Raw genomic sequence first — 14,694 nt, forward strand, 5'->3', positions numbered from 1 at the left:
GGTGCTGACGCCGGTGTCACTTCGCGGCGAAGTCCGCCGCGGCGAGAAGCGCGGTGTCCGGGTTGTCGGAGAAGACCCCGTCGATACCCGTCGCGAAGTATGCCTGGAACGCGCCGAATGCGTCACCGTAGGCGCTGGGGTCCGTGCCGCGTCGGAAGTCGGCGGGCAGGAAGGTGTTCTCGTTGCGCATGGTGTACGGGTGCAGGACCAGCCCCTGGGCGTGTGCGTCCTTCACCAGGGCGGTCGGTGCGGTGAGCCGACCCGAGGCGTCCTTGGGAATGATCAGGTCCAGGGTGGGTCCGATGCCCTGGGCGAAGGACGCGATCCACTTCAGACCCTCGGGCTTCACCAGATCGGCGACGGTACGCGGATCGCCGGACGTCACGAAGTCCCAGGGCCGCTCGCCCGCGCCGGAGAGCAGTACGACGCGCGGGGTGGCGACGAGTCCGGCCAGCCGCTGAATGCTGCCGGGCTCGAAGGACTGGAGGATGAGCGGCGACTGCTTGCGGTGGCGGTTATAACGGCGCAGCAGCTTGGCGAGGGGCTCTTCGAGGCCCAGACCGAGGCTGCGGAAGTAGGTGGGGTGCTTGGTCTCGACGTACAGCCAGACCTGCTTGCCGCGCTTGCGGCCCTCGCGGTCGGCCCACTGGAGCACCTCTTCGAACGTGGGGATCTCCCAGCGGCCGTCGTAGAGCGTGTTCTTCTGACGGGTGCCGGGTATGCGCTCCTTGGCGCGGAGCGTCTTCAGTTCGGCGAGGGTGAAGTCCTCGGTGAACCAGCCGGTGAGGGAGACCCCGTCTACCTTCTTCGTGGTTCTGCGGCTCGCGAACTCGGGATGGGCAGACACATCGGTGGTGGCGGTGATGTCGTTCTCGTGACGGCAGACGAGGTGGCCGTCCTTGGTCGGCACCAGGTCCTGCTCGATGATGTGCGCGCCCATGTCGAGGGCCAGCTGGTAGGAGCCGAGGGTGTGCTCGGGCCGGTAGCCGCTGGTGCCGCGGTGTCCGATGACGGTGGGCACCGGCAGGTCGAGACGGAATCCGTGGCCGCTGGACCCTTCGGAGGCGTTCTGGGCATGGTCGGCGGCTTCGGCCGGGCTGTCGGCCAGTCCGAGGGCGGCCGTGCCCAGTACGGCGGCTCCCGCTCCCAGCAGGGTTCTGCGGCCGGGACCTGCCTGCGCGCGCTCTGTCATGGATGCTCCTCGCGTGTGATGTCTGGCACCTGTCGGGCGAGGCCCGAGCGTAGGGAGTCGTACCGTCACAGGAGCAGCTCCTGGACGAACTTGGCGGAAACTCACGTCAACACTGTGTATCCAATCTGTGAACCCGATGTGCGATGGGAAAATAGCCGCGAGTATCGTCCTCACCTGCATGCAACGTCACGATCCCGCGCCTCGGCCGGCCCGGCCATTACACCGGAGGAACCGTTGTCCCGACACGCACTCATCAAGGCAGTGCTCGGACCGATCTTGCGTCTGATGTTCCGCCCTCAGGTGGAGGGTGTGGAGAACATTCCCGGGGACGGTCCGGTGATCCTCGCGGGCAACCATCTGACCTTCATCGACTCGATGATCATGCCGATCTGCTGCGACCGGCAGGTTTCCTACATCGGCAAGGACGAGTACGTGACGGGCAAGGGGCTCAAGGGCCGTGCGATGGCCTGGTTCTTCACGGGCTGCGGCATGATCCCGGTGGACCGTGACGGCGGCCGCGGCGGTGTCGCGGCGCTGATGACGGGACGCCGGGTGCTGGAGGAGGGCAAGGCGTTCGCCATCTACCCGGAGGGCACCCGCTCCCCCGACGGCCGCCTCTACCGGGGCCGTACGGGCATCGCCCGGCTGACGCTGATGACGGGTGCACCGGTGGTGCCGTTCGCGATGATCGGTACGGACAAGCTGCAGCCCGGTGGCGCCGGTCTGCCCCGTCCCGGCAAGGTGACGGTCCGTTTCGGTGCGCCGATGGAGTTCTCCCGCTACGAGGGCATGGACCGCGACCGCTATGTACTGCGGGCGGTGACCGACTCCGTGATGGCCGAGGTGATGCGGCTGTCCGGCCAGGAGTACGTCGACATGTATGCGACGAAGGCCAAGGCCGCGTGAGCTGACGCGCCCCCCGGAATTGACCAACAGCGTCCTCCGGTCGGTGGCATGGGCCCTTCCGTGTGCCGTCGCAACTCGTACGGCGCGGGCGGCTACTCGATGCCGTCCTCCAGCTTCTGACCACGCAACAGGAACCAGGCGGCGACGGCCGTCGCCAGCAGGACCGCTGCGCCGACACCCGCGGCGAGCCGCAGTCCGTCGACGAACGATTCCTGTGCCGCGGAGACCAGTGCGCTCGCCTGCTGTGCCGGCAGGCCGTGGGCCGCTTCGACGGCGCCGCCCAGCGATTCATGGGCCGCTGCAGCGTTGGCGGACGGGACGCCCTTCGGGGTGGCGAAGTCCTGGTAGACGCCGGTGACGCAGGAGCCGAGCAGGGCGATACCGAGGGCCGCACCGAGTTCGTACGCCGTCTCCGAGACCGCGCCCGCGGAGCCCGCCTGTTCCTTCGGGACGCTGGAGAGGATCACATCAGAGGTGACGGTGAAGGCGAAGCCCGCACCGAGGCCGACGACCAGCAGCACCGCACCGATCAGCGGATAGGCGGTCTCCTTGTGCATCAGGGTGACAGCGGCGAGCGCCAGGCCGATCGCCCCGAGACCGCCGGACACCACCGACCGCACCGAGTAGCGCCGGGCGGCCCGGCCCGCGATCAGCCCCGCGGTGACCGCACCGATGGCTGCGGGCAGTTCGGCAAGTCCGGCCTCCAGGGGCCCGCGTCCCTGTACCAGTTGCAGGAACTGGGAGAGGAAGAAGACGAGCCCGGACAGGCCGAGGATGGTCAGCAGATCGGCGAGGACCGCACCCGAGAAGCCCCGGTGGTGAAAGAGCCGCATGTCCAGCAGGGGTGCGGGGAGCGTGAGTTGCCTGCGTACGAACCAGCAGAGCGCGGCCAGGCCGCCGATGCCCGCGATGGCGATCCCCCAGCTCGCGCCGTGCGCGGCCAGCTCCTTGACGGCGTAGACGACTCCGATCATGCCGATGAAGGAGAGAGCCACGCTGAGAAGGTCCCAGGGGCCCGGTGCCGGATTCTTCGACTCGGGAATCATTTTGCTGCCGACAGCCACGAGGACGGCCATGACCGGCAGGTTGATCAGGAAGACCGAGCCCCACCAGAAGTGCTCCAGGAGGAATCCGCCGACGATAGGTCCGACGGCCGTACCCGCGGAGGCCATGGCTCCCCAGATACCGATGGCGAGGCTGCGCTCGCGCGGATCGTGGAAGAGGTTGCGGATCAGGGCGAGCGTGGACGGCATGAGCGTGGCACCGGTGACACCGAGCAGCGCCCGCGCCAGGATCATCGTCTCGGGCGTGCTCGCGTACGCATTGAGCACGGAGACCGCGCCGAAGGCAACGGCCCCGGTCAGCAGCAGCTTCTTGCGGCCGATGCGGTCACCGAGGCTGCCCATGGAGACGAGCAGCCCGGCGATGACGAAGGAGTAGACGTCGCCGATCCAGAGCAGCTGGGTGCCGGACGGCTTGAGGTCCTCGGTGAGGAAGGGGGTGGCGAGGCCGAGGACTGTGGCGTCCACGGCCACGAGCAGCACGGCGAGGACGAGGACGGCCAGCGCGATCCACCGCCCGGGACGGTGCAGCTCTTGGGAGGTTTCCGCGTGCTGTTCGAGGGTGCTCATTGCTCCGCGCTCCGGCGTGCGCCGCCGAGCAGCAACTCGACGATCATGTACTGGAATTCCTGCCCGGCGACCCGGCCCACCTGAACGGCCCAGGCGCCGGCGGAGACGAGTCCGTAGAGGGCCTCGGTCAGCCAGGCGGGGGTGAGGTCGATCCGGAACTCGCCGCGTTCCTGGCCGCGCCGGAAGAAGGCGGAGACCCGGGCGTCGAGCCGGTTCCAGCCCTCGTTCACCTCGTCGCCCTCGAAGAGCTGGTTCTCGGTGACGAGGAACGAGAGCAGTCCGGCGCTCGACTCGACGGCCGCGACGAGTCGGCGCAGCGCCTCCTCGCAGCTCCCTTCGTCGAGCGCGGCATCGTCCAGGGCCGCTTCGAACTCCTGGATTCCCAGGTTCTCCAACGCTTTGACCAGGGCGTCCCGTCCGGCGAAGTGCCGGTGCAAGGTGGCGCGTCCGATGCCTGCGGCCTTGGCGACCTCGTCCATGGTGGCGGTCGACTTACGGGTCAGCAGGGCGGCGGCGCTGCGCAGCACCTGCTCACGGTCAACAGTCATGAGACGACGATAAACCAAATGAGACAAAATTGTCTCATTGCAAGCAGGCCTCGCCCTCCTTGGAACGGAGAGAGGACGATGTCGACATGAAGCCGCTGCTGCTGATCGACATCGACGGTCCGCTCAATCCGTACGCGGCACTGATGCTCCGCCGCGTCCCGGACGGCTATGCCCTGCATCTGATGCGGCCCACGGGGTGGGACTACGGGCCGCCACTGCCCGTCCTGCTCAACCCGGAACACGGCCAGGCGCTGCTGGCCCTCGCCGGCCGTTACGAACTGGTCTGGGCGTCGACCTGGGAGGGCGAGGCCAACAGGTGGATCGGACCGCGGCTCGGACTTCCCCCGCTGCCGTACATCGGCTGGCCGTCGATGTTCGGCGGCGCGCCGGACGGTACGTACTGGAAGACGCAGTACATCGTGGAGTACGCGGCCGGCCGGCCGTTCGCCTGGGTCGACGACGAGATCGCCGAGCAGGACCGGGAGTGGATCTCGGGGCAGGGAGCGGCCGAGACGCTGCTGCTGTGGATCGACCCGCGGATCGGACTGCTGCCGGCCGATTTCGAGAGGCTGGCCGTGTGGGCGGACGGCCACCGGAGCAGCGGACACTGAGCGGTGGATCAGCGCCGCGTCACCGGCGCCGGGCGCGCCCGGTCAGCTCCACGGCAGCCCGGCGCGGTGCCGCCAGTACGCCTCCGGCTCCTCCACGAGCGCATCGAGCCGGGCGCGCCGCTCAATGTCGAGGTCGACGACGGCCGCGTGCAGGTTTCCGGCGAGCTGGTTGACGGTCGCCGCACCGGAGAGCGCCACACCGGCCCATGGCTGGTGCAGTACGAACGCCAGGGCGACCGCGTCACTGCCCAGGCCGGCCTCGGCGGCGATCTCCTGGACGACGGCGGGGGCTTCCGTTCCGGCGAGCCGGCCGTTGGCCATGGCTTCCTTGACGATCACGGTGAGCCCGGCGTCATGGGCCTCGGCGAGCGCCGCTCCGGCCGAGGTCTCCAGGACGTTGTAGGTGGCCTGGACCGTACGGAAGAGCGGCTCGCCGTCGACCGTGACGGCAAGAGCGGCCCGGATGGCGTCGGCCTGGGCGGGTCCGCTGGTGGACAGGCCGACACTGACCCCCTCCGCGGCAAGTGCGGCAAGCCGTGCGTGCAGCGCCTTGTCGGTGAGGGCCGGGCTGTCGGCGGTCACGGAATGGATCTGGTAGAGGTCGAGACGGTCACCGAGCAGCGCGTCGGTTTCCGCCCGCTGGCGTTCGAACATGGCGAGGCTGTGGTCCTTGACCTCGTGCGCCTCGGCTTCGACGCTCCAGTCAGCGGTGTAGGTATAGCCCCACTTGCTGCCGACGACGACATCGCGCACTTCCGGGCGCGCCGTCAGCCACTCGGCCAGGAACTCCTCCGAACGGCCGTAGGAGCGGGCCGCGTCGAAGTAGCGGACGCCCTGCGCATAGGCGGCATCCAGCAGCTCGTGGGTCCGCTCGCGCAGCGCCTCGACGCTGCGGTCCCCGGGCAGATCGCGGTCGCGGTGGAGGTTGATGTAGCCGGGCCTGCCGACCGCTGCCAGACCGAGCCCGATGTGGGCGGTCGGAGTCGTCGCTGTGGCCAGCCTGGCGAAAGGCATTGTGGGCTCCTCGTCGATCGGGTGCGCTCTCCGTCAACGTCAACGTAACTCAGCTCGGGAAAACCGAAAGGCGGGGAGCGTGCGGCCGCTCCCCGCCTCTATTCGCCTTCGGCGATGCCGGTTCTCCGCTGTCAGTTCTTCGCTGTGGCCCACGCCTGCTGGGCGGCGAGGTCGGCCTTGACCTCGGCGAGTTGGACGGCCACGGCAGACGGGGCGGTCCCGCCGCGGCCGCTGCGGGACGCGAGCGCGCCGGACACATTGAGGACCGTGCGGACCTCGGGGGTGAGGTGCTCGGAGATCTGCGCGAACTGCTCGTCGGTCAGCTCGTCGAGCTCGATGCCGTGTTGCTCGCACTCCTTGACGCACTCGCCCGCGACCTCATGTGCGACGCGGAACGGCACGCCCTGCTTGACCAGCCACTCGGCGATGTCGGTGGCGAGCGAGAAGCCGGCCGGAGCCAGCTCCTGCATGCGCTCGCGGTTGACTGTGAGCGTGGCCATCATTCCGGTGAAGGCGGGCAGCAGGACTTCGAGCTGGTCGCAGGAGTCGAAGACCGGCTCCTTGTCCTCCTGGAGGTCACGGTTGTACGCGAGCGGGAGGGCCTTCAGCGTGGCCATCAGACCCGTCAGATTTCCGATCAGCCGACCGGACTTGCCTCGGGCCAGCTCGGCGATGTCCGGGTTCTTCTTCTGCGGCATGATCGAGGAGCCGGTGGAGAAGGCGTCGTGCAGGGTGACGAAGGAGAACTCCTTCGTGTTCCAGATGATGACCTCCTCCGCGATCCGGGAGAGATTGACGCCGATCATCGCGGTGATGAACGCGAACTCGGCGACGAAGTCGCGGGAGGCCGTGCCGTCGATGGAGTTGGCGACGGAACCGTGCTCGAAGCCGAGGTCGGCGGCGACCGCCTCCGGGTCGAGCCCGAGGGACGAACCGGCCAGTGCACCGGAGCCGTACGGGGAGACGGCGGTCCGCTCGTCCCACTGGCGCAGCCGCTCGGCGTCCCGGGAGAGGGACTGCACATGGGCCAGGACGTGGTGGGCGAAGAGCACCGGCTGGGCGTGCTGCAGATGCGTACGACCAGGCATCGCAACATCCGGGTGCGCCTCGGCGAGGCCGACCAGAGCGCCCTGGAGCTCGGCGATCAGACCGCCGATGATCCGGGCGTGGTCGCGCAGGTACATCCGGAAGAGCGTGGCGACCTGGTCATTGCGGGACCGGCCGGCGCGGAGCTTGCCGCCGAGGTCCGGACCGAGGCGTTCCAGCAGACCGCGCTCCAGCGCGGTGTGGACGTCCTCGTCGGCGATGGTGCCGGTGAAGGAGCCGTCCGTGACATCGGCTTCGAGCTGGTCGAGACCGGCGATCATGCGGGTCAGCTCGTCCTCGGTGAGCAGGCCCGCCTTGTTGAGGACGCGCGCGTGGGCGCGGGAACCGGCGATGTCGTACGGCGCGAGCCGCCAGTCGAAGTGGACGGAGGCGGACAGCTTGGCCAGCGCCTCCGCCGGACCGTCGGCGAAACGGCCGCCCCAGAGGCGTACGTCGCTGTTGCCGGTGCCGTTGCTCACTGCGTGCTCCTCGGAAGAACAAGGGGTGGATGTGCAACCGCCTCCCCGTATGGAGGGACGGGGAGGCGGTGACGTAACTACTGGAAGTCGGGCGAGGCCTGCAGATCGCGCTTGGCGGCGATCTTCGACAAGAGGCCGAAGATCGCGATGAAGCCCTGCGCCTTGGACTGGTCGAACCTAGGTATAACTATGCAGTCGTCCGTATGAATTGTCAAAGCTACTGGTCACAGCTCACCTGAACGTTCGAGCCCGGGCCGTAAATGGATCGGTTGTTGCGGGCCCATGTCCGCGCGATGGTCCGGCAGCGGCGACCCACCGGCTGAGATACCGCTGCCGGGCACCGTGGTTGGCGACGACGATGGCCCTCATGGGGAAGACGGCCCGGGGCAACTCCGGCCCGCTCAGCGCTCGTTCTGGGCCAGTCGCAGCAGGTGGTCGGCGAGCGCCTGGCCGCCCGTCGGGTCGCGGCTGATCAGCATCAGGGTGTCGTCGCCCGCGATGGTGCCGAGGATGTCGTGCAGTTCGGCCTGGTCGATGGCCGAGGCGAGGAACTGCGCCGCGCCGGGGGGCGTACGGAGCACCACGAGGTTGGCCGAGGCCTCCGCCGAGATGAGCAGTTCGGCGGACAGGCGCCGCATCCGCTCCTCCTTCGCGGACTCGCCCAGTGGTGCCTGCGGGGTACGGAAACCGCCCTCGCTCGGCACCGCGTAGATCAGCTCGCCGCCGGTGTTGCGGATCTTCACCGCGCCCAGCTCGTCCAGATCGCGGGAGAGCGTCGCCTGGGTGACGCTCAGCCCGTCGTCTGCGAGGAGCTTGGCCAGCTGGCTCTGCGAGCGCACCGGCTGCCGGTTCAGGATGTCCACGATCCGGCGGTGGCGTGCGGTGCGGGTCTGCGGCACGGACGGCCCGCCGTGCTCGGATTCCTGCGCCTCGGTCATCGTCGTCGCCTCATTCTCCGGATCGTCCGTCCCCTTTTGCCGCGTCGAGAGCGCCGGGCAGCGCCTGGAGGAACGCGTCGACCTCCGTATCACCGATGATCAGCGGCGGCATGAGCCGCAGAACATCGGGGGCGGGTACGTTCACCAGGATTCCGGCTCCCTGCGCCGCCTGTTGCACCTGCGGTGCGCGGGGCTCGGTGAGCACGATACCCAGGAGCAGCCCGGAGCCGCGGACATGGGATACCAGAGGGTGCCTCAGCCCCTCCACGCCGTCCCGGATCTTCTCGCCGAGCCGCTTCACCTGGTCCAGGGCACCATCGGCCGCCAGGGTGTCCAGGACGGCGAGACCGGCGGCGCACGCGATCGGGTTGCTGCCGAACGTCGTACCGTGCTGGCCCGGCTTCAGCAGATCGGCCGCCGGACCGAAGGCCACGGTGGCGCCGATCGGCAGCCCGCCGCCGAGACCCTTGGCAAGGGTGACGATGTCGGGTTCGACGCCCTGGTGGGCCTGGTGCTCGAACCAGGTGCCGCAGCGGCCGATGCCGGTCTGCACCTCGTCCAGCACGAGCAGGGTCCCGGTGGCCCGGGTGATCTCCCGGGCGGCCTCCAGATAGCCCTTGGGTGGTACGACGACACCGTTCTCGCCCTGGATGGGCTCGATGATCACCAGCGCGGTGTCGGTGGTCACGGTGGCCCGCAGCGCCTCGGCGTCCCCGTACGGGACATGGGTGACGTCGCCGGGCAGCGGCTCGAAGGGCTCGCGCTTCTTGGGTTGGCCGGTCAGCGCGAGTGCGCCCATGGTCCGGCCGTGGAAGCCGCCGTCGGTGGCGACCATGTGGGTCCGCCCGGTCAGCCGGCCGATCTTGAAGGCGGCCTCGTTGGCCTCGGCGCCCGAGTTGGCGAAGTAGACCCTGCCCTTGCGGCCGAAGAGCTGCAGCAACCGTTCGGCGAGGGCAACGGGCGGCGGTGCGATGAAGAGATTGGAGACGTGGCCGAGGCAGGCGATCTGGGTGGAGACCGCCTCGACGATGGCGGGGTGGGCATGGCCCAGTGCGTTCACGGCGATCCCGCCGACGAAGTCGAGGTACTCGGTGCCGTCGGCGTCCCACACATGGGCGCCTTCGCCGCGCACGAGGGACAGCTGGGGGGTGCCGTAGTTGTCCATCAGCGCGTGCTGCCAGCGCTGCGCGAGCTCCTGGCCGTTCATGACTCCCCCTGTGCGTCGGGCACGACCATCGTGCCGATTCCTTCATCGGTGAAGATCTCCAGCAGGATCGAGTGCTGGACCCGGCCGTCGATGACACGGGCGGTCTCGACGCCGTTGCGTACGGCGTGCAGGCAGCCCTGCATCTTCGGCACCATGCCGCTGGACAGCTCGGGCAGCAGCTTCTCCAGCTCGGTGGCGGTGAGGCGGCTGATCACGTCGTCGCTGCTCGGCCAGTCCTCGTAGAGGCCCTCGACATCGGTGAGGACCATCAGCGTCTCGGCGTTCAGCGCGGCGGCGAGTGCGGCGGCCGCGGTGTCGGCGTTGACGTTGTAGACGTGGTTGTCGTCGGCGGAACGTGCGATGGAGGAGACGACGGGGATCCGGCCGTCGTCCAGCAGTGCCTGGATCGCCCCGGTGTCGATGGCGGTGATCTCGCCGACCCGGCCGATGTCGACGAGTTCGCCGTCGATGGTCGGCCGGTGCTGGGTGGCGGTGATCGTGTGGGCGTCCTCGCCGGTCATGCCGACGGCGAGCGGGCCGTGCTGATTGAGCAGGCCGACGAGCTCGCGCTGGACCTGTCCGGCCAGCACCATCCGTACGACGTCCATCGCCTCGGGCGTGGTGACGCGCAGACCGGCCTTGAACTCGCTGACCAGGCCCTGCTTGTCGAGCTGGGCGCTGATCTGCGGGCCGCCGCCGTGCACGACAACGGGCTTGAGGCCGGCCTGGCGCAGGAAGACGATGTCCTGGGCGAAGGCCGCCTTCAGTTCCTCGTCGATCATGGCGTTGCCGCCGAACTTGATGACGACGGTCTTGCCGTTGTGCCGGGTCAGCCAGGGCAGCGCCTCGATGAGGATCTGCGCCTTCGGGAGTGCGGTGTGCTTCCGCGCCGTGGTCATGAGCTGTACGCGCTGTTCTCGTGGACGTAGTCGGCGGTGAGGTCGTTGGCCCAGATGACGGCCGACTCGGTGCCGGTGGCCAGGTCGGCGGTGATCTTCACTTCCCGGTAGCGCATGTCGACCAGGTCGCGGTCCTCGCCGACGCCGCCGTTCCGGCAGACCCAGACGCCGTTGATGGCGACATTCAGCTGGTCCGGATCGAAGGCGGCCTTCGTCGTGCCGATGGCGGAGAGAACCCGGCCCCAGTTCGGGTCCTCGCCGTGGATGGCGCACTTGAGCAGGTTGTTACGGGCGATGGACCGGCCCACCTCGACGGCGTCGTCCTCGGTCGCGGCGCCCACGACCTCGATCCGGATGTCCTTGGAGGCGCCCTCGGCGTCACCGATGAGCTGCCGGGCGAGGTCGGCGCAGACGGTCCGTACGGCCTCGGCGAACTCGTCCTGCTCCGGGGTGATTCCACTCGCGCCGGAGGCCAGCAGCAGCACGGTGTCATTGGTCGACATGCAGCCGTCGGAATCGACCCGGTCGAAGGTGGTGCGGGCGGCGGCGCGCAGCGCGGTGTCCAACGCCGCCGCCTCCACGTCCGCGTCGGTGGTGAGGACGACCAGCATGGTGGCGAGACCCGGGGCGAGCATGCCCGCACCCTTGGCCATACCGCCGACGGTCCACCCCTCGCCGCCCGCGACTGCGGTCTTGTGGACGGTGTCGGTAGTCTTGATCGCAATGGCGGCCTTCTCGCCGCCGTGCTCGCTGAGGGAGGCGGCTGCCTTCTCGATGCCGGGCAGCAGCTTGTCCATCGGGAGCAGCGTGCCGATCAGCCCGGTCGATGCGACCGCGATCTCGCCCGCGCTGTGACCGGTGAGAACCTCGGCGGCCTTCTCGGCGGTGGCGTGGGTGTCCTGGAAGCCCTGCGGGCCCGTACAGGCGTTGGCACCACCGGAGTTGAGCACGACGGCACTGACCTCGCCGCCCTTGAGCACCTGCTCCGACCAGAGGACGGGGGCGGCCTTGACGCGGTTGGAGGTGAAGACGCCCGCGGCGGCGCGACGCGGACCGTGGTTGACCACAAGGGCCAGGTCCGGGTTACCGCTCTCCTTGATTCCCGCGGCGATGCCCGCTGCCGAGAAACCCTGTGCTGCCGTGACACTCACGGTGCGACTCCGATCGTGGAAAGACCTGTGTCCTCGGGAAGTCCGAGGGCGATGTTCATGCTCTGCAGGGCGCCGCCGGCGGTGCCCTTGGCGAGATTGTCGATGGCGCTGATGACGACGATCCGGCCCGCCGCCTCGTCGTACGCGACCTGGATCTGTACGGCGTTGGAACCGTGGACAGAGGCCGTGGCGGGCCACTGCCCCTCGGGGAGCAGGTCGACGAACGGCTCGTCGGCGAACGCCTTCTCGTACACGTCACGGACGGTCTCGGCACTCACGCCCGGTTTCGCCTTCGCGCTGCACGTGGCGAGGATGCCGCGGGGCATCGGCGCCAGGGTCGGCGTGAAGGAGACCGTGACCGGCTCACCGGCCGCGGCGCTGAGGTTCTGGATCATCTCGGGGGTGTGCCGGTGGATCCCGCCGACGCCGTAGGGGGACATGTTGCCCATCACCTCGGAGCCGAGCAGATGCGGCTTGGCCGCCTTGCCCGCCCCGGAGGTACCGGACGCGGCGACGATCACGGCCTCGGGCTCGGCCAGGTGGGCCGCGTACGCCGGGAAGAGCGCGAGGGAGACGGCGGTCGGGTAGCAGCCAGGCACCGCGATGCGCTTGACCCCTGCCAGGGCCGGGCGCCCGCCCGGCAGCTCGGGCAGACCGTAGGGCCAGGTCCCGGCGTGCGGCGAGCCGTAGAACCTCTCCCAGTCCGCTGCGTCCCTGAGCCGGAAGTCGGCGCCCATGTCGACGACGAGCACCTCGTCGCCGAGTTGCTCGGCGACGGCGGCGGACTGCCCGTGCGGAAGGGCGAGGAAGACGACATCGTGCCTGGCAAGGACCTCGGGCAGGGTCGGCTGAAGCACACGGTCGGCAAGCGGCCTCAGATGCGGTTGCAGCACACCGAGCTTCTGCCCCGCGTTGGAGTTGGCGGTGAGGGCCCCGATCTCGACCTCGGGGTGGACCAGCAGGAGACGGAGCAGTTCCCCGCCGGCGTACCCGCTCGCCCCTGCCACTGCTGCACGTACCACCATCGAAATCCTCCTTGTCGATGGCATGACTATACGCAGCTGTGCAGTTTTATGCAAAGCCCTCTTGCTTGTCCGGCGGGCGCCGAGGGCCGCTCCCGATGCCGCATCCGGTCGCTGCGGGGGCGACGAGTCCGCGTCCCCGCAGCGACCGGGGCAATACACCTAGCCGAGCGCGCGGTCGAGATCGAAGGCCGCGCTGATCAGCGCCAGGTGAGTGAAGGCCTGAGGGAAGTTCCCGCTCTGCTCCCCGGTGTGGCCTATCTCCTCGGCATACAGACCGAGGTGGTTGGCATACGTGAGCATCTTCTCGAACGCGAGTCGGGCCTCGTCCAGCCGGCCGGCGCGGGCCAGCGCCTCCACGTACCAGAACGAGCAGATCGAGAACGTGCCCTCATCGCCCCGCAATCCGTCCGGGCTAGCCTGCGGGTCGTAGCGGTAGACCAGCGAGTCGGACACAAGGTCGTCGCCCAGTGCGTCCAGCGTGGCGAGCCACTTCGGATCGATGGGGGAGACGAACTTCGCCAGCGGCATCATCAGCAGGGACGCGTCGAGGACGTGGCCGTCCTCGTACTGGACGAAGGCATGCCGCTCGTCGGACCAGCCATGGCGCATGATGCGGCGATAGATCGCGTCCCGAGCCCGCCCCCACCGCACGATGTCGACGGGCAGGCCGCGATGCTGGGCCAGCCGCATGGCGCGCTCGATGGCCACCCAGCACATCAATCGCGAGTAGAGGAAGTTCTTGCGCCCGCTGCGGGTCTCCCAGATTCCCTGGTCGGGCTGATTCCAGTGGTCGCACAACCAGTTGACCGCCGCGCTGATGCTGTCCCAGTGCGCACTGGAGATGGGCTGCCCCCACTTGTTGTAGAGATAGAGGGCGTCGATGAGCGCCCCGTAGATGTCCAGCTGCAACTGGTTGACCGCGCCGTTGCCGACGCGTACGGGAGCCGAACCCCGGTAGCCCTCGAGATGGGTCAGCTTGCGTTCGGGCAGCTCGCGGCGCCCGTCGATGCCGTACATGATCTGCAACGGGCCGGTGGAGCCGGCCGCCTCGGTCGCTTCGAGACAGACATGTTCGGAAAGGAAGCCCATGAATGCCTCGGCCTCCTCGGTGAAGCCGAGTCTGAGCAGCGCATACACGCAGAACGCCGCGTCACGGATCCATACGTAGCGGTAGTCCCAGTTACGCTCGCCGCCGATGCGTTCGGGCAGGCTGGTGGTCGGCGCGGCGATGATGGCGCCGGTCGGGGCGTAGGTGAGCAGCTTCAGGGTGAGGGCGGAGCGGTGCACCATCTCCCGCCAGCGACCTCGGTACCTCGACCGGGACAGCCACCGCCGCCAGTACTCGACGGTGGCGTTGAACTGCTGCTCCGCCTCGGACAGCGGGCAGAAGCGGGGTGCCACGTCCCCGCCGACCCGGTCGAGGGCGAAGACGGCGGACTCGCCCTCGTGCAGCTTGAACAACGACCAGACGTCCTGGCCGGCGACCTCGATCGGCACACTCGACGTCAGAGCGAGAGTGAGTGAGGGTGATTCGAAGACCGCCTGGCCGTGCTGGGCATGCACGGTGTGCGGCTGCGTCCCGTACTCGAAACGGGGGGCCACACGGGCGCGGAACGGCAGCGATCCGCGCACGCACACCACGCGGCGGAACAGCCGGTGCCGGTCGGCCTCGCGCGAATCGTCGAGTATCGGCATGAAGTCCTGGACCTCGCCGACGCCGTCGTCCGCGAAGAAGCGGGTGATCAGCACATTGGTGTCGGGGAAGTAGAACTGCTTGGTGCGCGTCGGGGCATCCGCGGCGAGCTCGAAGGACCCGCCCCGGTCCGCGTCGAGGATCGAGGCGAAGACACTGGGCGCGTCGAACCGCGGGCAGCAGTACCAGTCGATGGTGCCGTTGGTGTCCACCAGCGCCGCGCTGCGCAGATCGCCGATCAGGCCATGCTCGGCGATGGGCGGATAACGGGTCGAGCCGAAGCCCGGAGACGCACCGAAAGCATTGAACGTCCC

14 protein-coding genes are annotated in these 14,694 nt (G+C 68.9%); 2 read left to right on the forward strand and 12 right to left on the reverse strand.

From position 1 onward, the window contains the following. Positions 1-16: 16 nt before the first annotated feature. Positions 17-1,192: a glycerophosphodiester phosphodiesterase gene (locus ABT115_RS08475; RefSeq protein ID WP_351785534.1), complete on the reverse strand. Its 1,176-nt coding sequence runs from the start codon at positions 1,190-1,192 to the stop codon at positions 17-19. A gap of 234 nt (positions 1,193-1,426) precedes the next feature. On the opposite strand from ABT115_RS08475, the gene ABT115_RS08480 reads away from it, so the two are divergent. After that, entirely contained in the window at positions 1,427-2,098 is a 672-nt protein-coding gene (locus ABT115_RS08480) for a lysophospholipid acyltransferase family protein (protein ID WP_266363024.1), read from the forward strand. A gap of 92 nt (positions 2,099-2,190) precedes the next feature. Here ABT115_RS08480 and ABT115_RS08485 read toward each other — a convergent pair whose 3' ends face one another. Then, positions 2,191-3,729 (reverse strand): MFS transporter, encoded by a 1,539-nt coding sequence (locus tag ABT115_RS08485; RefSeq protein WP_351785537.1) that lies wholly within the window; start codon positions 3,727-3,729, stop codon positions 2,191-2,193. Next, positions 3,726-4,277 carry a TetR/AcrR family transcriptional regulator gene (locus ABT115_RS08490; RefSeq protein ID WP_351785539.1) on the reverse strand — a complete coding sequence of 184 codons (552 nt, stop codon included), beginning with the start codon at positions 4,275-4,277 and terminating at the stop codon, positions 3,726-3,728. The genes ABT115_RS08485 and ABT115_RS08490 overlap by 4 nt, the downstream gene beginning before the upstream one ends. Before the next feature lie 86 nt (positions 4,278-4,363). Between ABT115_RS08490 and ABT115_RS08495 the strand changes: the two genes are divergently transcribed. After that, positions 4,364-4,888, forward strand: a complete 525-nt coding sequence (locus ABT115_RS08495) for a hypothetical protein (RefSeq protein WP_351785542.1) — start codon at positions 4,364-4,366, stop codon at positions 4,886-4,888. A 42-nt stretch (positions 4,889-4,930) separates the two neighbouring features. Here the strand turns inward: ABT115_RS08495 and ABT115_RS08500 are convergent, their stop codons facing one another. The 9 genes from ABT115_RS08500 to ABT115_RS08540 all read right to left on the reverse strand — a co-directional run bounded on the left by ABT115_RS08500 (position 4,931) and on the right by ABT115_RS08540 (position 14,637). Beyond that, positions 4,931-5,902 carry an aldo/keto reductase gene (locus ABT115_RS08500; RefSeq protein WP_351785545.1) on the reverse strand — a complete coding sequence of 324 codons (972 nt, stop codon included), beginning with the start codon at positions 5,900-5,902 and terminating at the stop codon, positions 4,931-4,933. Positions 5,903-6,033: 131 nt separating this feature from the next. Next, the gene (gene argH / locus ABT115_RS08505) at positions 6,034-7,467 is read right to left on the reverse strand and encodes an argininosuccinate lyase (protein WP_351785547.1); all 1,434 of its coding nucleotides are present in this window, start codon (positions 7,465-7,467) and stop codon (positions 6,034-6,036) included. Between the two features lie 77 nt (positions 7,468-7,544). Beyond that, positions 7,545-7,682, reverse strand: a complete 138-nt coding sequence (locus ABT115_RS08510) for a hypothetical protein (RefSeq protein WP_351785817.1) — start codon at positions 7,680-7,682, stop codon at positions 7,545-7,547. Between the two features lie 186 nt (positions 7,683-7,868). Further along, positions 7,869-8,405: an arginine repressor gene (locus ABT115_RS08515; protein WP_351785550.1), complete on the reverse strand. Its 537-nt coding sequence runs from the start codon at positions 8,403-8,405 to the stop codon at positions 7,869-7,871. A gap of 10 nt (positions 8,406-8,415) precedes the next feature. Beyond that, entirely contained in the window at positions 8,416-9,612 is a 1,197-nt protein-coding gene (locus ABT115_RS08520; protein WP_351785552.1) for an acetylornithine transaminase, read from the reverse strand. Then, the gene (gene argB / locus ABT115_RS08525) at positions 9,609-10,511 is read right to left on the reverse strand and encodes an acetylglutamate kinase (RefSeq protein WP_351785555.1); all 903 of its coding nucleotides are present in this window, start codon (positions 10,509-10,511) and stop codon (positions 9,609-9,611) included. Before argB ends, ABT115_RS08520 begins: the two co-directional genes overlap by 4 nt. Further along, complete coding sequence (gene argJ / locus ABT115_RS08530) at positions 10,508-11,662, reverse strand: bifunctional glutamate N-acetyltransferase/amino-acid acetyltransferase ArgJ (protein WP_351785558.1); 1,155 nt, start codon at positions 11,660-11,662, stop codon at positions 10,508-10,510. The genes argB and argJ overlap by 4 nt, the downstream gene beginning before the upstream one ends. Further along, a complete protein-coding gene (argC, locus tag ABT115_RS08535) occupies positions 11,659-12,687 on the reverse strand; it encodes an N-acetyl-gamma-glutamyl-phosphate reductase (RefSeq protein ID WP_351785561.1) in 1,029 nt (342 codons plus the stop codon). The genes argJ and argC overlap by 4 nt, the downstream gene beginning before the upstream one ends. 159 nt (positions 12,688-12,846) lie before the next feature. Beyond that, entirely contained in the window at positions 12,847-14,637 is a 1,791-nt protein-coding gene (locus ABT115_RS08540; protein ID WP_351785803.1) for a glycoside hydrolase family 15 protein, read from the reverse strand. Between the last annotated feature and the right edge of the window lie 57 nt (positions 14,638-14,694).

Source organism: Streptomyces sp. NPDC001832 (assembly GCF_040297265.1).
In the GTDB taxonomy this organism is placed as follows: domain Bacteria; phylum Actinomycetota; class Actinomycetes; order Streptomycetales; family Streptomycetaceae; genus Streptomyces.

Excerpts from the sequence above, each read along its gene's own strand:
- ABT115_RS08475 (WP_351785534.1), bottom strand. The coding sequence starts at position 1,192 with ATGACAGAGCGCGCGCAGGCAGGTCCCGGCCGCAGAACCCTGCTGGGA.
- ABT115_RS08485 (WP_351785537.1), bottom strand. The coding sequence starts at position 3,729 with ATGAGCACCCTCGAACAGCACGCGGAAACCTCCCAAGAGCTGCACCGT.
- ABT115_RS08490 (WP_351785539.1), bottom strand. The coding sequence starts at position 4,277 with ATGACTGTTGACCGTGAGCAGGTGCTGCGCAGCGCCGCCGCCCTGCTG.
- ABT115_RS08495 (WP_351785542.1), top strand. The coding sequence starts at position 4,364 with ATGAAGCCGCTGCTGCTGATCGACATCGACGGTCCGCTCAATCCGTAC.
- ABT115_RS08500 (WP_351785545.1), bottom strand. The coding sequence starts at position 5,902 with ATGCCTTTCGCCAGGCTGGCCACAGCGACGACTCCGACCGCCCACATC.
- ABT115_RS08515 (WP_351785550.1), bottom strand. The coding sequence starts at position 8,405 with ATGACCGAGGCGCAGGAATCCGAGCACGGCGGGCCGTCCGTGCCGCAG.
- ABT115_RS08520 (WP_351785552.1), bottom strand. The coding sequence starts at position 9,612 with ATGAACGGCCAGGAGCTCGCGCAGCGCTGGCAGCACGCGCTGATGGAC.
- argB (WP_351785555.1), bottom strand. The coding sequence starts at position 10,511 with ATGACCACGGCGCGGAAGCACACCGCACTCCCGAAGGCGCAGATCCTC.
- argC (WP_351785561.1), bottom strand. The coding sequence starts at position 12,687 with ATGGTGGTACGTGCAGCAGTGGCAGGGGCGAGCGGGTACGCCGGCGGG.